This is a genomic window from Levilactobacillus tongjiangensis, assembly GCF_003946345.1.
GTDB lineage: Bacteria > Bacillota > Bacilli > Lactobacillales > Lactobacillaceae > Levilactobacillus > Levilactobacillus tongjiangensis.
In genome coordinates this window covers 1-17611 of the sequence record NZ_RHNY01000017.1, presented here as the reverse complement: position 1 = coordinate 17611, position 17611 = coordinate 1, and the positions used below count along the sequence as shown (strand labels likewise).

The window sequence follows — 17611 nt, the reverse complement described above, 5'->3', positions numbered from 1 at the left end:
TACCGGGATTCAGTGACCGTATCGATTTGGTTCTAAGTCGAACTAAAAGTTCGCTAATTTTTTCACTAGTAATCCCACACATGATATTTCAAGTCGGGGGCGCTTGTCAACTAAAAAATTCTTCTATTATATGTTCGGGATTCAAGATTGGTTTCGCGCCCGCTAAAATTAGTTCATTGGTTCCCACTGAATTGGGACTGTCGACGGCCCCTGGAACGGCGAGGACGTTGCGGTTCTCCTGAAGCCCAATGTTGGCCGTGATTAGACTGCCTGAATGGTGGGCCGCTTCGATCACTAGCACGCTCTGGGCTAGTCCAGCAATGATGCGGTTGCGTTCGGGAAAATGGTGACGGGCACCCGCGGTCCCCCAGGGATACTCGGATAGCACCAGGTGGTCGCGAATCAACAAGTCCATGAGGTCGCGGTTGGCGGCCGGGTAGCATTTATCGAGACCGGTGCCAATTACGGCGATGGTAGGTCCCCGGTGAGCTAAGGCCACCTGATGCGCTAAGGTATCAACCCCCTGGGCCAGACCCGAGACTAGGCAGAGCCCGCGCTCCACTACTGGGGGCAGCAATAGTCTCATGGCACGTAAGGCATACGGCGTGGGTTGCCGGGAACCGACGACGGCTAACTGTAGTCCCTGCAAGAAACGGACGTCCCCGAGGAAATACAAGGCAACTGGTGGATTGAACGTTTCTTTAAGCTGGATGGGATACGCCGCATCTACGATGGTCAGGCAGCCCGTATGCTCCAGGTTTTCAGTTACCTGCCGGTTGAGTTCAGCGGTGAATAGATTGGTTTTAAGCTGCTGGGTACGCTGAGCGGTTAGCATTAAATCTTGAAGCATGCTGGCAAGCTCAGTGGGACCAATGTCGGTTAATTCAGGGTGCTGTTCCACCCACCGCCAGCAAGCTAGGGCTGTGCGGGGGCCGATTCCTTGGATCAGTGGTAAACGCATGAAAAAATCACGAAGTGTCAGTTGCATGGCTGCAACCTCCTATCCCTTTTAAGGATTAACTCCGTGATTCGTTAGCAATAATTTTTTGAACCGGTGAAAAAGTTCGGCGGTGAATCGGGGTAACGCCCCGGTCAACCAGACCCTGTAGGTGTTCCGCCGTTCCGTAACCGGCATTCTTAGTAAAGCCATAGCCGGGATAGAGTACGTCATAGGTGTCCATGAGATGGTCTCGGTAGACCTTGGCTACGATGCTGGCGGCCGCTACGCTAGCGCTCTTGGCGTCTCCCTTGATCAACCGCGTTTGCGGAAGGTCGACGGGAATCTGCATGGCGTCCACGATGAGATGCTGTGGAGGCACGCCGAGGCCCAATACGGCGAGCTGCATGGCAACTCGAGTCGCCTGATAGATGTTGATTTGATCAATCAGTTGGGAACTCCCGATACCAATGCTGACGGCGGTCGCCTGGTCCAGAATCAGCGGGTATAGGCGCTCGCGTTCCTTAGGAGTCAGCTGCTTGGAGTCGTTGACCAAAGGGATGTCGAAGTCCTGCGGCAAGATGACGGCACTCGTCACCACGGGACCGGCTAACGGCCCCCGTCCGACTTCATCGATGCCAGCCACAAGTTGATTGGCTGCCCACAGTGGTCGTTCGTAGTGTAGCCGCTCCTGAAATGCCAGCTCAGCCGCCTCAGCCTTTGCGACACGACGTTTGATCTGATTCAGGAGTGATTGCGCACCTTTCCGTGAATCAGCCGTTAATGAGACTAAACGGGGGTCAGTTAGGCTAGTGACGTCCGCGAGCTCTTGCTTTAAACTGCTGAGGCTGGGTTGCTTAGTCATTAGGGGTGTCACCTACCTCGGGTGCCCGGTCCAGGGTGAAGCCACCCAGCTTCTTGTGGCGGGCGTCCAGAATCAACCGGTCGCTAGCCCGCAGGTAGTCGTCACGCATGCCGACCTTTTCCGTAATCTTCATCAGTAGGTCGACATCGCTCAACTCTAAGTCGGCGTCGGCCAAGTGGTATCGTTCGATCAACGCTGGTTGATGGTAGTTCCGGAAGAAGTTGAGAGCAAAGAGCGCCACGTCATCTTTTTCGTAGAGCTTTTCCTTGATGGCACCGGTTAAGGCTAGTTTTTGGGCGGTCTCTTGGTCCTTGAACTTAGGCCAAAGGATACCGGGGGTGTCGAGCAGTTCCAAGTGTTTGTTGGAACGGAGCCACTGTTGGGACTTGGTTACCCCAGGAGTATCGCCTACTTGGGCAGCTTTGTGATTGACCAGGTGGTTCAGTAACGTGGATTTCCCAACGTTAGGAACTCCAACAGTCATGGCCCGCATTGGGCGTTCCTTCAGGCCTTTTTCCTTTTCGGAAGCGAGCTTGTCGGCCAAAATGTTGGCCGCAATCTTGGTGATCTGCTTGGGGGTTACGTTGGCCCGAGAATCGATGGCGATGACGGGTTGGTCTTGGGAATGGTAGTAACGTTGCCAAGCGGCAGTTTGTTGTGGATCGGCAAGGTCCTTCTTGGTCATGATGATCAGATGGGGCTTGTCCCGTGCAATGCGGGCTACCTCGGGATTACGTGAGGAAGCGGGAATCCGAGCGTCGACCAGTTCGAACACGATGTCTACGAGGTGGACGTTCTCCTCCATTTGACGGATGGCCTTGGCCATATGACCAGGGAACCATTGGATAATGCTCATAAGTTTTTCTCCTTTGATACCAAGGGCTTGACGCCTTGGTGTTCTTAAAATAGTCAAAATTGCCATATGTCCATTCTATTTCGGGCATATTCCAGTCGTTTGCGGTCGCAATTTCTCTTAAAAATTTACGAATCGCTTTTACTGTCCCCTCTTGTAAACGAATTAAGCTGCATGTAACCAGGTTAACAAGCTTGTTCTTCAATTCATAGTTAGCTGAATTTGAGAAGACAGTTCTATTTTTCATTTTGCGCCGCTCAATACGGCTAATTTTTAACCGTTTCGGTTGTTGGTATACAAAAAGATAACAGAGAATCTGAGTAACTAGTCTATTTTACCATTTATTCTTCGTTTCAGATAGTGGCGCTATTTGTTGTTATTAGCCGTGGGAATAGTCTTATTTTTGTTTTTTTGCGGATACACTGAATTTTTCTTACCTGAATGTGAGCAGTCGCTGATGTTGCGATTCACTTTTTTCTTTGTGTTATAAATATTTAACTTATTTTTATTTAGAAAATATTATAAGACGAAACAATTTACCAGATATGGTTACAAACCCTATTTACTAACAGTTCACAAAATAGTAAGCTAACTCTATGAACGCTGACCACGAGATGATTAGCGTTGTAACACATGAAGGAGCGATTCTGATGAATTTACATAAAGGTTTCACTTTAGCGGCTGTCACCCTCTCGGCCAGCCTATTTTTAGCCATTCCCAGTCCGGCTGCCGCAAAGTTCAGTCAATACTGGACAACCAACCATTGGGTAACTATTCGCAAGCCGATTACCGTCAGTAAAATCAAGCCTGGTTATCCGGCCTACAAGGGTGACCGGGTTCTTGCTACCCACAAAATTTTGCCCGGGGCGCATTATAAACTTGCACACACGTTCAGTAACTATGATTGGATTTTGACCTCTGGAAAGTATAGGTCCTCGCCTAATGCTATCTATTCAGTCACAAAGTTTGGCTCAAATTGGTATCAAAAAGGTAAGCACCCTCGCTACAAGAAGTTTCATGGCTATCGGATTGAAGCTTACAATGGTATGAAGAAGTTCAACACGAATTACGACAAGAAGACCCATAGTACTGCTTCCTACTTCAAGCCAACGCAAAAGAAGCAAGTCATCTTCAAATACGGCAGTCATGTTATCCCCACTAAACACGAATGGGACGTTGTGTCATCCAATAAGATCACCGCGTACAAGTACTCGAATAAGAGATGGCATAACCTGGGAACCAAGGATTAATTAAATCACTAAGCTATCACAATGATCAAGAACACCATGATTGTTAGTTGAAGGGACCCCCTCGAATTGGCGTAAATCCAACTCGAGGGGGTTCCTTTATATTGTCGCAGCTCTATATACCTTTATTTTCTATTTCAGATAGTGGTGCTTTTGGTCGTTTAACAAACGTCAAAAAACCGCTCAACAATCAAGTTAAGTGGCTTTTGGTGTAGGCGTGACCGTGATGTTACTTGGTACAAGAATTGATGCGTTAAAGACTACCTGGTTTTCAGTATCATACCACGTCCCTGTTTTGATAACGTTGTACGCTGGGTCGAGAAGAATATCTCGATGACCATTATCACTGTCAGTGTCATCATAGATGTAGTTTAGGGGCATGGCTTTTCCGAGTTTTAGTCCTTAGCTTCAGTCACTTTTTTAGTCTTTAATGAATCAAACACGGACTTGGTATCTTTATTAGTTGTTTTAGTGGTTAAGTAGATGTTGGGCTGATTATTCGTTTCATTCGTGTAGCCAACATACATTGAACTCAAAATTTTGACGGGTGAATCGTACGTTTGGCTAAAACCATTGCTCATAGTTAACTTAATGTTTTCAGGATAGCTAAACGGTAAACCATGCTCTTTGAATTTATAATTCCAAACTTTGTCATCCAGCTTAATCCGCTGGTGAACGATATTCTCTTGAACGACATTATTTCCTGAATTATCGGTTACGACGGATGCACGGAGCGGTTTTGCAGTTGGCTTTTCATACTTAGCAACGGGAAATTTAGCCTGAAAAGCCAGCATGTGTTGGATATCTGACTCTAATCTTTGTTTATCCTTTCGTTCATCAGCATTGGCAGTAAAAGTGTTATTCTTCAGAATACCCTTATCACTATCAATTCTTTCCTGCAAATCGTCCTTAGATTTTTGGATGGTTTCGTGGTAGTATTTCTTATCCTCAGCTTTGGCCATCGAAATTATTTTTTTATCAGACTTCCCATCAATATCTCGCATCAGAAACGTATAGATTGGCGTATTGTAGACAGTTGCCTTGCCATTCTTAGTCACTAGAATCTGGTTCAATATGCGTATCCTTACTGAGGTCGTAGGTGTCTGAATGTTCGGAATTAGCCATGAACCAAATTCGCTGATTAGGTGATTGCGCATCCTTGATAAAGGAAACCGTCTTCTCGTTAACTTGATTAGGTCCTGATTTCCTCAAGCTGACAACGATAAAATGGCGGTTCCTAATAGAGCTGCCCGTACCATGCGTTTTACATAAGGTTTCATAATTAGAACTCTCCTCAAAAATTATTTAATTAGATTAATTGGTAGACACGTAAGCAAGTTGCACCAGTTAGTACTGACAATAATTTAGAAAGTATGTATTCTTTAGATATTCATTCAAATCGTTCTACCAACTATCTGAAATAATGGATTATAAAATATATTATACAATAATTAGGTATTATTTTCCTTCTAAATTAGAAGATAAGGTATTTTAAAACCTTTCAAGGGCAAAAGAATTTCTTACGGAGCGGAATGAAGTAGTCGAAAGCATTTTTAAAGATATTGAAGCTGTAGATTATCGTTAGACAACGATTAACTATGCCATGTCTTCTAAGAAACAGTGATTTTCGTAAGTTTGATACCCGGCAATCAGATTAACTTTAAATGGTCGTAGATGACTTTTAGTATGCAGCAATTTTGTAAATTAACTGACACCGCAAATAAGTGAGATGACAACCTATTTGCTGTCATCTCGCCTATTAATTTCTTACTTCTAGATTGTGCGGCAACTGAAAGCTTAATACTAAATTTGTATCAAATTTAGCCCTTACTTGTCCATCAAGCTTCACCTCTTCGTGAAAAAGAGCTAGGTATAAAAGTAGCTAAATATATGTGAAAACTTGGTTCTGACATACATTCAGTTACTTTATTTTATATCGTTTGTATTAATCACAAATAAGGTTGAGAAGCAACTTTTCCAAATACCATCAAACTTATCTTGCAATTCAGGTTCTAATTCATTAAAATGTTTAAATCCTTTATGTGGACTAGCAGCAGTTTCGTTTAATCCATTCCAGAAATATAAAGTAGCTTCCAACACTCAGAATTATTGATAGAATTTGGGATAACTGCCAAAAGTTGTATGATGTAGACGTAAGTATTTCTCGTTAGTCATGATAAGAGCTTCCTTTACTTATATTTCTCACATTGATGTGGGTGAGAAATTATTCATAACAAATAAAAAAGAAGCCTAATTTTAGGCTCCTTTTTTAACTTAACTTAATACGACAAATTATCTTTATTCACGGATGGAGTATTAATTAAGATTTTTTTATCCCAATTATACAGAGTCGCATTTGTTCCTGTACTATTAATGGCCCATCCAATCTCAGGAAAATGCCCAGCAATTGGATCATACAGATCACTGAAATACTTATAACCTTTAATAGGCGCAGCAATTCGTCCATTATCACTCCAACCATCTTTATCTCCATGGCTATCCGTTTCCTTAATCCCATTGCCGCTAACACTATACATGATCCAATGGCCAGTATTATTGGTGAACTTGGTCTTAGGATCCTTTAACCCAGGAATAACTTCCGTCGCATATTGTCGGTAAGTTGTCTTTCCTGGTTTATCTGGTTTGAGATAAACTCGATGTCCATTTTTAGCAATCATATAGAGATCTTCATCAGCAGTATAGACTTTGCTGGACTTTAACTTGATATTGGTTCCTGGAATCTTTTTACTCTTAGTGAGGGTGTAACCATCAGGCATAAGTTTATTAATGGCAGTTTTATTTGCTGTCCCTTTCTTCAGACCTTGAGCATTACGTTTTGTTTTCAAACTCTTCGCCTTAGCCTTTGGAGCCTTGCCATTCTTCACATAGCTGTGCCAAATCCACCCTTTAGTCTTGCCATTCGTTGATTTAACGTAATTGTATACAGCTTTTTTCTTATTACTTTTAACAACTTTGGCCTTCTTGATGCGGTAGAATGTCGTCCGTTTATAGTTCTTAGCCTTGTGAGAAACCTTCGTGAGCTTAGCCGTAGAGTACAGATTTCCCTTGGTAACGTGAACCTTGTGCTTGGCTTTATATGTAGTCGTTTTAACGATTTTGGCTGCCTTAGTCTTTGCCAACGCCGTATCCGCATTGGACGCAACTGTTGCGAGTCCCATAGTGGATACGCTTAGAATCGTCAGCGCTGAGACAATCAATTTGTTAACCTTCATCAGTGAAATCCTCCGTTTCCTATTCATAATAACTTCAATTTTAGCCGGCTTGGTGTCGCTAGGTGGGGGCTGTCATTTCAAGTAACACCAGTCCCTTCAACATCAATTCGGCCTTTCAAATCTGTCAAAAGCAGATGTCCTGAGAAAAGTTCAAATGCTTTTCTGTATCGTATAAATATTGTTAATACCAGTACTGTATATGGCTAATATTAATCAAGCGCTCTGGAAAAGTCAATATAGGCACCGGTGGCTTAAACGAGCCTGGTCAAGCCGACTTAACTCGCACTGCTGCAGCCCAAATTACCCCAAAGGAAAAAAGCCCGCCAATGCGGACTTCTTTAATTCCTATTCTGATACAACCTCGCTAGGCTAAAGCGGCTAAGTACATTTGCCAAGCATCATCAAAGATGGTCATCGAAGGTAGGTACGGCGCGTTTTCTTCAAGATACTTTGACAGAGGATCAAATTCCGTTTCTTGTTTGGGAAACGAACTGTCTAGAAATGCGTTGTTGGCGAACGTTGCCACGGGATCGTAGCTCTCGGGGTTCCGTTCCGTCATCAAAAACTGATAAAAACTTTTAGGCATGACGATCCTCCTTTATTAGGACGTTAGTTTTTCGGAATGCGGGTCTGGAAGACGAACTTCCCGGCACCGGTCATATCGATTTTTTTAGCGGCGTAAGACAGCTTCTTGCCGTTGCCAATGGCCGTCAAGTGCAAGGTCATCGTCTGTTCCTTCACGTTCATCGCCACCCACTTAGGCAGTGGATAGTTCTTCGCGATGTAGCTCATCACGAAGCTGACTGGAACTGGCAACGAGCCAATTGATAGCTTCTGGGCCTTTAATCGGACGTCTCCTGAGGATAACACGGTTGGCTTGAAGAGTAAAACAAAGTTGACATTGGCGCCCAAAACCTTGGTGGATCCGGTCAACATCGCGTGGTCACTCACCTGGAACCGATATTTAAGGGGTTCATTTTTAAGTGACTTATTTACATAGTAGTCAGCCAACGCGTTGACTTGTTTCTTATTGAGCGTCACGTTGATATTGGTCGTTTCCGTCGCCGGCGCTTTCGCCGTGGCGGGCACGTTGGCGGGACCGAGTGCTTTGACGCCCATCGTTATGAAGGTGACGAGGATGACGGCCACCAGGGCGATGAAGCCCCACTTCCACCAATTTCGGGTGGGTGTTTTAGTCTGCGAATGTCGTTGCATGAAGCCGATTCCTCCTTACTTATTTAGCCATTGTTGATGCGCCTGCATTTGCTTGAAGGCAGCGGCGGTCATCAGGTCATACCCCTTCGCGTTTGGGTGAAAATGGTCGGCCGATGAAAGGTAATCATTGAGTTCGTCGCTACTACTGCTGGCCAGGATCTGTTCCTGGAAGCTCTTGGCCGACAGTTTGCCATCATTGGCCTGTTGCGACTGGCGCTTTAATTTAGCCTGTTGCGTGGCTGATTTGAACTGACCAACGGACATGGCCCGACTAATGTCAACCATGTACAGGTGCGAGAAGTCCCGTCCGGTCTGGGTCGTCACGGCGTTCCAATCGTCCACAGCGTCCGTAATCTGGTCTAGGTTGGCAAAGTACACGTAGATGGGATTATAGATGCTGTAGAGGTAGATTGGCGCGTTCGGATTGTACTTCCGGACGGTGGACAACAGACTCTTTAACTTAGTTTCATAAGACTTTTCAGCGGTCGTCAGTTGCGTGTTCAATCGGGACTGTTGGTTAATGGTCACGTTTTTGGTCAGGGTCTGGAGTAAATCATTGCCCCCAACTGTCATGACGATGGCTTGGGCCCGCCGGACTTGGCGTTGTTGCTGCCGACTGTCGACTAACCGTTTTTCGATTTGATCAGACCGGTCGCCAGACTTGCCGTAATTGTGCATGACGACTTTGACCTTATCCTTTTTGTGGATCATGGTTTTCAACCGACCGGAATACCCTTGATTGTCAGTGGTATCACCGACGCCTTGCGTCAGGGAGTCACCTAGCGCAACGACCCGAACGGTTGAACGGTGACGGACAGCTGGGTGCGTACCGGAGCTAGTGGTGCGGGCTCCGGGATGCCAGTACGTTAAGGCGGCCAGAACAATCATCACCAGGAGTAAGGTTACCCCAATAATCTTACTGAAATTTTTAAGCTTCATCAGTTTATCCCCCTCAGGAAAAAGAAAAAGCGGTGGCATCGCCACCCCTTTTCTTACTAGTCTATTGAATTTATTTGGTAGGATCCGTGTAGTACATCAAAGCAAAGGCACCCGGACCACCATGGGTGGCGATGATCGGAACGGTCTCTCGTACCAGGACATCTTTGTCAGGCAAGATTTCGTGTAAGTGACCCTGAATCTTGTCGATGGCATCAAAGGCTTCTACGTGAGAAATCCCAATGGCCACGATGTCTGGCGTCTGCTTGATCTGCTCGTAAACTTTATCGAAGTACCGGTCAATGGTCTTCATACCGCGACCCTTGGCCCGAATCTTCAATTCCCCACCGGTAACTTGTAAGACAATTTTAATGTTGAGCAAGGAGGTCAACATGCCAGCGGCCCGGCTAAGCCGACCACCCTTTAAGATGTTTTCCAATGTAACGACACCCATGAAGAGCTTGGTGTGGTCGCGAACGGCAACGGCGCGGTCTAAGATGGCCTGCTTGTCGCCACCCTCAGCGGCTAACTTGGCAGCCTCAACGACTTGGAACGCCAGCGCCTGATCGGTATACTGACTGTCGACGACTGTGACATCCGTCTTGGACAATTGGGCGGCTTGTTCGGCGGTGTGGACCGTGCCACTGATGGCAGCCAACATAGTAAAGCAGATAACGCTACTGCCATCTTCCCCTAATTTATCAAAGGTTTCAACAAATTTACCCAGTGGCGGTTGACTCGTCTTTGGTAACGTCTTAGACGTCTTCATCTTTTCGATAAATTCTTTATTCGTAATGGATTCCCGTTCAACGTAAATCGTATCATCGATCATGACCGTTAACGGGATGATGGTAATGTTATAGTCTTGAATCTGTTGATCGGTAAGACCAGCAGAAGAGTCCGTAACAATTTTAATTTTAGCCATGGGTATCCCACTCTTTCTGACCAGAGATTTTGGTTTATGCTACAATATGCGTAATGAAACATACGGTAATAGTATAGCAGAGTTGGTCGATTTTTTCAGTAAGTTGTTTACGAACACCAATGAATGTTATGCACCGTATAAGGAGGATTTGGTTTGACAAAAGAACGTAGCCGCACCTACCAGATTGTAAATGAAGTTTTGAACGCCGCCACTCACGGGATTGGTGCTGCCTTAAGCATTGCCGGATTAGTCATTCTACTGTTACAGGCTCACGGTAAGGGTGGCGCCCTCCGGATGACGACCTTCGCCATCTACGGAGCCATTCTGGTGCTATTTTACCTCGCTTCAACCCTTTTCCATAGTTTGTACTTTACCCGCGCGAGTCACGTCTTTCAAATATTTGATCACTGCGCGATTTACTTACTGATTGCTGGAACCTATACGCCGTACAGTCTACTGGTGGTTGGCGGTGCGCTGGGCTGGACCATGTTCGGTATCATCTGGGCCATGGCTATTATTGGGATCGTCTACAAGGCCATCTGGCTGAACCGGTTTCAAAAGGTTTCCACCGTCATCTACGTGGTGATGGGCTGGATGTGTCTGATGGGCATCAAACCGTTGTACGTGGGTCTGGGACCGGTTGGATTTGCCCTCCTATTCTTCGGTGGAGTGTCATTCACCGTGGGGGCAGTGTTGTACAGCTTTAAGGGTGTGCCGTTTGGCCATGTTATCTGGCATCTGTTTGTGATGCTGGGGACTGGTCTGATGTATTTCTCAATTCTGTTCTACGCTTAATTACTTAGGTTCAAAAGCGATAGATGTGCTAGAATGGCCGCTTCGGCAGCCAGGGGCGGCGCCTGCTGTGGGGACGCTTCAGCCAAAATACGGGCTTCTCGCTCGATTTAAAGCCGCGAAAATGCCGTGTCTTCAAATACGCCCATGGCCTAAACTAGCAAGAAGCGCTAGTTAACGCCATTTTCACAGCTGGCTCCACCCCTGCCCACCTTCGCTGAAATTGTGGATTATTGCAGTGAAGCGTAGATTTTGAGAGTAGCTGGCAAGGTCTCAGTGACATGCACGATGATAGTTGTTAGCTAATGATGACTAGGGCTTAACGAATTTTAAATTTGTATTTTGGAGCACGAATGATTCCTGAAATTTGGGAACTTCATGCTCCTTTTTTTTTTGAGATAGTGTGCGTTTACGTACAGATTAACAGGCGTGCAAACACGTTCGTAATATTTTGAATTGCTTGAACAGATACCGTTAAATAAGTTGAAATATACTACTTACACTTAAGCTTATATGTAGCCGCAGGTTGCCGGGCGTAGTGGTTGCAGTGGTGGTGAGATAAGTTCGGTGGGGCACCGAACTTATCTCACGGGACGAGCTTGGAGCCCCGCCGATTTTAGCGGGGCTTCAAGTCGAGCCGAAGGACCGTTTCTCAGGCCGTAGGCGGTCCCCACAGCGGCCACCACGTCCGGCAACCGGAGGCGGCAACAAAACACCAGTATGAAAAAGTGGCCAGCGAAAGAAATTTCGCCGGCCACAAATTATTTATTGGATACGTTGGAATTGTTCAAACGTGTAATCGTAAGGATTCTTTTCGTTACGGATACCCGGTTGTCGGTTGATTCGCTGGAAGCGGCTGTAATCAATGGTGGGCATCCAGGTGTCCCCGTCAAACCCGGCATCGATCGTCGTTCTGTAGAGCAAATCGACGTCGTCCATGAGGCCGGCAAAGATTTGCGCCCCACCCACTACGAAAATTTTTTCTTCGGGGCGTTCGCGGGCGTAATCGCGGACAGCATCCAGTGAGTTCAATACGACCACGCCGGCTGGAAACTCGCTGGCATCGTGGTGGGTTACCACGACATTGGTCCGGTTGGGTAACGCACTGGGAAAGCTAGCAAACGTCCGGGCGCCGGCCACAATCGTGTTACCGGTCGTGACCGTTTTGAAGAAGTGCATGTCTGCGGGCAAGTGCCATGGCAGCTCGCCCCGGTGGCCAATCACGTGGCCCTGGCTCTCTGCCCATAGGAAAATTAACATCGTACAGTCCTCCTTAGCTGGTTAGACGGCCACTGGGGCCTTGATGGCGGGTTCTGGATCATACCCTTCAACCTTGATATCGGCCATTTCATAATCAAAAATGCTAGATTTTTCAGGATTCAACCACAACTTGGGTGCCTCGTGTGGTGTCCGCGCTAACTGGGTCTTAACTTGTTCGATGTGATTGCTGTAGATGTGGGCGTCCCCTAGCGTATGAACAAAGTCGCCGACCTCCAAGCCAACCTCCTTAGCAATCAAGGACGTTAAGAGGGCGTAGCTGGCGATATTGAATGGGACCCCTAGGAAGATGTCCCCACTACGTTGATAGAGCTGACAGCTCAATTTACCATCATTTACGTAGAATTGGAATAACGTGTGACAAGGTGGCAGCGCCATTGATGGGACGTCGGCTGGATTCCAGGCAGATACGATCATTCGCCGAGAATCTGGATGGGTCCGCAGGGTGTCGATCACGTTGGCGATTTGATCAATGGTTTCCCCATTCTTACCCTGCCAAGCACGCCACTGACTGCCGTAGACGAGTCCGAGGTCACCGTAGTGGTCGCCAAAGGCTTGGTCATTTAGAATTTTGTCGTCGAAGGCCTTCTTTTCGGCCTGATACTGTTGTTTGAAATCGGTATCTACTAAGGAACGACGGCCAAAGTCGGTCATATCCGGCCCATGGTAGTCGGGACTATCAACGTAGCGTTGGAAAGCCCACTCGTCCCAGATGTGATTATGGTGTTGTAGGAGAAAACGAATATTCGTGTCGCCCTTCAGAAACCAGAGTAGTTCGGACTTAATCAAGCCGAATGGTACCTTTTTCGTCGTTAACAGGGGGAAGCCCTCCTGCAAGTTAAAACGCATTTGATAACCGAACAAACTCACCGTTCCGGTGCCCGTTCGGTCAGACTTCTGGTGACCCTCAGTTAAAACCTTTTTGGCCAGATCCAAGTAAGCATCTTCTAACACACCCGTCACTCCTATTCTGCGTATTCGCTCAGGTATTCCCACCGAGCCATCTTGTCATCCAACTGTTTGTCGAGATCATCAAGCTGCGCCTGCAAATCGGCCAGTTTATCGTAGTTGGCACCGTTGGCGTTCATCGCTTCTTGGACTTGAGACTTCTGGTCCTCTAAGCCATCGATTTCACCTTCGATACCTTCCCACTCCTTCTGTTCCGCGTAGGTCAATTTGACCTTTTTCTTGGGTTCATCGGGTTGAGCTGCTGGTTTAGCGGGGGCCTTTTCCTTGGGCTTATCATCGGCGTGCTTCTTTTGTTTCAAAGCGTCATCCAGATAACTACTGAAACGACCGGAGTAACGTTCGATGTTGCCATCGCCGGTGAAGATGAGGAGTCGGTCGGCCACTTTGTCCAGGAAATACCGGTCATGAGAAACCGTAATAACGGTACCGGCAAATTGAGAAATGTAGTCTTCCAACACGGTCAACGTCCCAATGTCGAGGTCGTTGGTCGGTTCGTCCAACAGAAGAACGTTTGGTTGTTCCATCAGCAGTTTTAGTAGGTACAACCGGCGTTTCTCACCACCGGAAAGCTTACGAATCAAGGTTCCGTGCATGAACCGAGGGAACAGGAATTGTTCCAAAAGTTCGGCCACACTGACGGCGTTTCCTTGATTATCCGTGACGGTCTGCCCGACCTCGGAGAGATAACTGATCATTCGCTTATCTTCGGGAATGGGTTCGATCTGTTGCGTGTAGTACGCCATTTTGACGGTTTCCCCTACCGTAATGATACCGGAGTCCAATGGTAACCGTTGGGCAATGACGTTGAGCAGACTGGATTTTCCGGCCCCGTTGTCCCCACTGATCCCGATTCGTTCACCACCCTGGATCAGGTCGTTGAAGTCCTTGAGAATGGTGTGGTCGCCCAACTTCAAATTAGCGTCCTTAAGCTCGATGACCTTTTTCCCTAAGCGTTGTTGGCCTAAGGAAATGGACACGTTACTTTGAACCTGGCGCGTGCCAACGTTGCTAGCTAGGTCATTGAACCGGTTGATGCGGGCCTGTTGTTTGGTAGAACGGGCCTTGGCACCAGCCTTCATCCAGGCTAATTCTTTTTTGTAGAGTTGTTGTTGTTTCTGATCAGCATCGGCTTCTTGAGAGACTCGTTCGGCTTTTTCCTGAACGTAGGCTTGGTAGTTACCGGGGTACTGATAAAGCTTCCCAAAATCCAGTTCCCAAATTTGGTTGGCAATCTGATCCAGGAAGTACCGATCATGAGTAACAACCAGTAAGGCGCCCTTATAGCTGGCCAGGTACTGTTGCAACCAAGCAATGGAATCAAAATCCAAGTGGTTGGTAGGTTCATCCAGCAACAGGAGGTCGGGTGATTGAATCAAGACTTGTGCCAGGCCGACCCGTTTGATTTGGCCCCCGGACATGGTCTTGATCTCTTGAGAAAGGTCTGTGATCTTCAGCTGTGTCAAAATGGTTTTGACATCACTTTCAGCGGTCCAGGCTTCCTCCTCGTTCATCTGAGCTTCGGCGTCCAGGTAACGTTTCTGAGCCTGGTCGTCCTCAGGATGTTCGCCGTATGCAGCCAAAGCGGCCTCATAACGCCGAATCGTCACGAAGACCTTCTGGTCACCAGAGAAAACGGCGTCCATCACGGTCATATTTTCGTCGAGGTCGGGCTTTTGGGTCAGGTAACCAATGGTGTAATCCTTGGGGGTGTTGATCTCTCCTGATTGTTCGTTGCTGATACCCGCTAAGGTGTTGAGCAGCGAGGTCTTCCCACTACCGTTGACCCCAATCAGGCCAATGCGGTCGTGTTCATTGATGATAAAATTCAGATTATCAAATAGCGTTTTTTCACCGTAAGTTCGGTGTAAGTTTTCCGCGCGTAAAGTTTGCATAAGTTTCTCACTCTCTTATATCAGATTCTTAATCGGCGGTGCTGTTAGCAACCAGCGCTGCATTTTCGTTGGGCAATTCGCCCATGACGACCCGGTATTCCAGGTCACCTAAAATGGCCCCAAGTTGTGGGCCTGGTTTAACGCCGGCCTTCATCAAATCCCCACCAGAAATGGCGAGTTCCTTCTTCGTTTGAATCGGTAAGGCAGCGAGGTCGTGGGCCAGCTGGGTGCTGCGATCGGGTGCTCCTAGGGTAACGGCGACTTCATTGGCAACCGGCGTTAAGGTTGCACCGCATTGGTACAGTTGCCAAGCAGTCAGGTCCCCCTGCAATAATAATTCAGCGGTTCTGGTGGCTGTCTGAACGGCCGTGATCGTTTGATTGGCCGTCTTCCAGTGTTTCAAGAAGCTACCAATGGCAGTGGTGTCCAGCTTAAACTGGGTCGCCAGTAGCGTCCAAGCGGCTTCGTTAGACGTGGCCCCCTGATGGAGTCGTTGGGCCAGTTCGGTCAAGGCTACCTCGTGGGAAGCAAAATCTGGGCAATACTGCCAGAGACCGGTGTCTAACATATCTTGCAGTCCGCGTTGTGGCTTCTTACCCTGCAACATCTTGAGCAATTCGACTTGCGTGCGTTCAACGGCAATTTTTTCGAGTAGGGCCGCGTGGTCCGTAATGGCCTGCTTAGTCGGCCCTTCAATGGTGAAGTCCAGTTGGCTGGCGAAACGGACCGCCCGCATCATGCGTAGAGCGTCTTCGTGAAACCGTTCCTGCGGGTCGCCAACGGCGCGAATTCGGTGTTCCTGGAGATCGGTCAGTCCATCAAAAAGATCAATGACTGCCCCATCTTCCTTCATGGCCAGGGCGTTAATGGTGAAATCGCGGCGCTTGAGGTCCTCTTCCAGTGACCGGACAAACGTGACTTGGTCTGGTCGACGGAAATCGGTATAAGTCGACTCGGAACGAAAGGTCGTCGTCTCATAGCCGGTACCGTGGTCCAGAATCATAACGGTTCCGTGTTCGATACCCGTGTCGACCGTCCGTTTGAAAAGGCCTTTAATCTCGTTAGGATAAGCGCTGGTGGCGATGTCTACGTCGTGAATGTCTTTACCCAAGATGGTATCCCGCACGCTCCCACCGACGAAATAAGCCTCATAGCCGGCCTGCTCGATGGTCTGTAAAACTGGTCGGGCCAGTTCAAACTCCTGTGGTAATTGTTCTAGCTTCAATTCGCTCACCCTTCTACCAGTTATTTCTGTATGACTGCTCTATATGCCAGTCTAACAGATTCGCTGGCATAATTGAATTCAAACTCGCTGAGACGACGTGAGTTTTGTCCGCTGTTTTCTAGAGCGGTGTGCTATGATGAATGAGTTGAGAAATTTAGATGTTGGGAGTGACGGCGGTTGACACAAGTACAGGATGAATCGATCCGTGCAGTTGATTTATTAATGATAGGGATTGGTTGTGCCATGCTGGGGTTTGCGTTGGTATTCTTCAACATTGCCAACCATTTGGCCGATGGTGGAATCTCCGGGATCACTTTGATTCTGCGGGCCCTGTTCAAAATTGACCCGGCATACACCACTTTTCTAATTAACGCCCCCCTCGTCTTGATTGGCTGGCGGTTCTTGGGGCGGCAATCGGCGATTTACACGATTTATGGAACATTCATGTTATCAATTTCGTTGTGGATCTGGCAACGAGTGCCATTTGCCATTGACTTACATGGTGACCTCTTGCTGGCCTCGCTGGCATCTGGGTTAATTGGGGGCTTCGGTTCCGGACTCCTCTACCGGTATGGTGGAACGACCGGTGGAACGGATATCGTTGCTCGCATCTTCGAACGTTTCCGGGGGGTGCCAATGGGCAAGACGTTGCTGTGGCTGGATGTCGTGGTCCTGCTGGTTTCATTGGTCTACGTCAACATTCAGCAGATGGCCTACACGCTGATCTATTCCTACGTGTACTCCCGGTTGGTTAACTTTACGCAGGAAGGCGCCTACGCTGCTCGCGGAATCATTGTGGTGTCGGATCACTATCAAGAAATCACGGACAGTATCATGGATGAACTGCAACGGGGCGTGAGTCTAGTCAGCGGCGAAGGTGGTTTTTCCCACCAGCCAAGAAAGATGATCTACGTTGTCGTGGCACCCAGTGAACTGTATCGGTTACGCCAAATCATTCAGCGAACCGATCCCCGGGCATTCATTTCGGTAATTAATGTGAATGAAGCGTTAGGTGAAGGCTTCTCATTTGAGGTACCGAAGACTGGTTTCCTGGGTAAATTTAAACGTTAGTGACTTGTTTTTGGCAACCGCGGGTTTGGCGGTTGCCTTTTTTTGTCAAACCATAGGTTAAAGTAATTATTGTGTGACGACTCAATTAAAAAAGAAGGTTCTATGATATTTGGTGTTGATAGAGAAATCTATCAACACCAATTTTTTGTATAATAAAAGGGGCACACTGCCCC

General features: G+C 47.4%; 16 protein-coding genes. 3 read left to right on the top strand and 13 right to left on the bottom strand.

What is annotated here, in order from left to right:
• Positions 1–106: 106 nt before the first annotated feature.
• The 3 genes from dprA to ylqF are packed head-to-tail and all read right to left on the bottom strand — an operon-like array spanning position 107 to position 2658.
• Positions 107–988 carry a DNA-processing protein DprA gene (gene dprA / locus EKM75_RS10130; protein ID WP_125694278.1) on the bottom strand — a complete coding sequence of 294 codons (882 nt, stop codon included), beginning with the start codon at positions 986–988 and terminating at the stop codon, positions 107–109.
• A 28-nt stretch (positions 989–1016) separates the two neighbouring features.
• Positions 1017–1802: a ribonuclease HII gene (locus EKM75_RS10125; protein ID WP_125694276.1), complete on the bottom strand. Its 786-nt coding sequence runs from the start codon at positions 1800–1802 to the stop codon at positions 1017–1019.
• Complete coding sequence (gene ylqF, locus EKM75_RS10120; RefSeq protein WP_125694274.1) at positions 1795–2658, bottom strand: ribosome biogenesis GTPase YlqF; 864 nt, start codon at positions 2656–2658, stop codon at positions 1795–1797. The genes EKM75_RS10125 and ylqF overlap by 8 nt, the downstream gene beginning before the upstream one ends.
• A 647-nt stretch (positions 2659–3305) precedes the next feature.
• Here ylqF and EKM75_RS10115 point away from each other — a divergent pair.
• Positions 3306–3905 (top strand): hypothetical protein, encoded by a 600-nt coding sequence (locus EKM75_RS10115; RefSeq protein ID WP_125694272.1) that lies wholly within the window; start codon positions 3306–3308, stop codon positions 3903–3905.
• Positions 3906–4297: 392 nt separating this feature from the next.
• Here EKM75_RS10115 and EKM75_RS10110 read toward each other — a convergent pair whose 3' ends face one another.
• From EKM75_RS10110 to EKM75_RS10085, 6 genes are all read right to left on the bottom strand, one after another.
• Positions 4298–4975 carry a hypothetical protein gene (locus EKM75_RS10110; RefSeq protein ID WP_125694270.1) on the bottom strand — a complete coding sequence of 226 codons (678 nt, stop codon included), beginning with the start codon at positions 4973–4975 and terminating at the stop codon, positions 4298–4300.
• 1206 nt (positions 4976–6181) lie between these two features.
• A complete protein-coding gene (locus EKM75_RS10105) occupies positions 6182–7135 on the bottom strand; it encodes a hypothetical protein (RefSeq protein WP_125694268.1) in 954 nt (317 codons plus the stop codon).
• 364 nt (positions 7136–7499) lie between these two features.
• On the bottom strand, positions 7500–7721 hold the full coding sequence (locus EKM75_RS10100) for a YozE family protein (protein WP_125681297.1): 222 nt from the start codon (positions 7719–7721) through the stop codon (positions 7500–7502).
• 23 nt (positions 7722–7744) lie between these two features.
• Positions 7745–8350: a YpmS family protein gene (locus EKM75_RS10095; RefSeq protein WP_125694266.1), complete on the bottom strand. Its 606-nt coding sequence runs from the start codon at positions 8348–8350 to the stop codon at positions 7745–7747.
• Between the two features lie 15 nt (positions 8351–8365).
• Entirely contained in the window at positions 8366–9289 is a 924-nt protein-coding gene (locus EKM75_RS10090; protein ID WP_125694263.1) for a GDSL-type esterase/lipase family protein, read from the bottom strand.
• A gap of 70 nt (positions 9290–9359) precedes the next feature.
• On the bottom strand, positions 9360–10211 hold the full coding sequence (locus EKM75_RS10085; protein ID WP_125681291.1) for a DegV family protein: 852 nt from the start codon (positions 10209–10211) through the stop codon (positions 9360–9362).
• Positions 10212–10364: 153 nt separating this feature from the next.
• On the opposite strand from EKM75_RS10085, the gene trhA reads away from it, so the two are divergent.
• Positions 10365–11006: a PAQR family membrane homeostasis protein TrhA gene (gene trhA, locus EKM75_RS10080; RefSeq protein ID WP_125694261.1), complete on the top strand. Its 642-nt coding sequence runs from the start codon at positions 10365–10367 to the stop codon at positions 11004–11006.
• Between the two features lie 762 nt (positions 11007–11768).
• On the opposite strand, the gene EKM75_RS10075 is transcribed toward trhA, so the two are convergent.
• The 4 genes from EKM75_RS10075 to EKM75_RS10060 are packed head-to-tail and all read right to left on the bottom strand — an operon-like array spanning position 11769 to position 16367.
• Positions 11769–12263, bottom strand: coding sequence for a dihydrofolate reductase (locus EKM75_RS10075; RefSeq protein WP_125694259.1), 495 nt, complete (start codon positions 12261–12263; stop codon positions 11769–11771).
• Between the two features lie 21 nt (positions 12264–12284).
• Positions 12285–13235: a thymidylate synthase gene (locus tag EKM75_RS10070; RefSeq protein WP_125694257.1), complete on the bottom strand. Its 951-nt coding sequence runs from the start codon at positions 13233–13235 to the stop codon at positions 12285–12287.
• Between the two features lie 11 nt (positions 13236–13246).
• Positions 13247–15142, bottom strand: coding sequence for an ABC-F family ATP-binding cassette domain-containing protein (locus EKM75_RS10065; RefSeq protein WP_125694255.1), 1896 nt, complete (start codon positions 15140–15142; stop codon positions 13247–13249).
• A gap of 28 nt (positions 15143–15170) precedes the next feature.
• Entirely contained in the window at positions 15171–16367 is a 1197-nt protein-coding gene (locus tag EKM75_RS10060; RefSeq protein ID WP_125694253.1) for a CCA tRNA nucleotidyltransferase, read from the bottom strand.
• Between the two features lie 222 nt (positions 16368–16589).
• Here EKM75_RS10060 and EKM75_RS10055 point away from each other — a divergent pair, with 222 nt between their 5' ends.
• Positions 16590–17438 (top strand): YitT family protein, encoded by an 849-nt coding sequence (locus EKM75_RS10055; RefSeq protein WP_125694338.1) that lies wholly within the window; start codon positions 16590–16592, stop codon positions 17436–17438.
• The last annotated feature ends 173 nt before the right edge of the window (positions 17439–17611 follow it).

What these genes read in the sequence shown, in the direction of transcription:
- dprA (WP_125694278.1), bottom strand. Translation starts at nt 988, where the DNA reads ATGCAACTGACACTTCGTGATTTTTTCATGCGTTTACCACTGATCCAA.
- EKM75_RS10125 (WP_125694276.1), bottom strand. Translation starts at nt 1,802, where the DNA reads ATGACTAAGCAACCCAGCCTCAGCAGTTTAAAGCAAGAGCTCGCGGAC.
- ylqF (WP_125694274.1), bottom strand. Translation starts at nt 2,658, where the DNA reads ATGAGCATTATCCAATGGTTCCCTGGTCATATGGCCAAGGCCATCCGT.
- EKM75_RS10115 (WP_125694272.1), top strand. Translation starts at nt 3,306, where the DNA reads ATGAATTTACATAAAGGTTTCACTTTAGCGGCTGTCACCCTCTCGGCC.
- EKM75_RS10105 (WP_125694268.1), bottom strand. Translation starts at nt 7,135, where the DNA reads ATGAAGGTTAACAAATTGATTGTCTCAGCGCTGACGATTCTAAGCGTA.
- EKM75_RS10100 (WP_125681297.1), bottom strand. Translation starts at nt 7,721, where the DNA reads ATGCCTAAAAGTTTTTATCAGTTTTTGATGACGGAACGGAACCCCGAG.
- EKM75_RS10095 (WP_125694266.1), bottom strand. Translation starts at nt 8,350, where the DNA reads ATGCAACGACATTCGCAGACTAAAACACCCACCCGAAATTGGTGGAAG.
- EKM75_RS10090 (WP_125694263.1), bottom strand. Translation starts at nt 9,289, where the DNA reads ATGAAGCTTAAAAATTTCAGTAAGATTATTGGGGTAACCTTACTCCTG.
- EKM75_RS10085 (WP_125681291.1), bottom strand. Translation starts at nt 10,211, where the DNA reads ATGGCTAAAATTAAAATTGTTACGGACTCTTCTGCTGGTCTTACCGAT.
- EKM75_RS10075 (WP_125694259.1), bottom strand. Translation starts at nt 12,263, where the DNA reads ATGTTAATTTTCCTATGGGCAGAGAGCCAGGGCCACGTGATTGGCCAC.
- EKM75_RS10065 (WP_125694255.1), bottom strand. Translation starts at nt 15,142, where the DNA reads ATGCAAACTTTACGCGCGGAAAACTTACACCGAACTTACGGTGAAAAA.
- EKM75_RS10055 (WP_125694338.1), top strand. Translation starts at nt 16,590, where the DNA reads ATGATAGGGATTGGTTGTGCCATGCTGGGGTTTGCGTTGGTATTCTTC.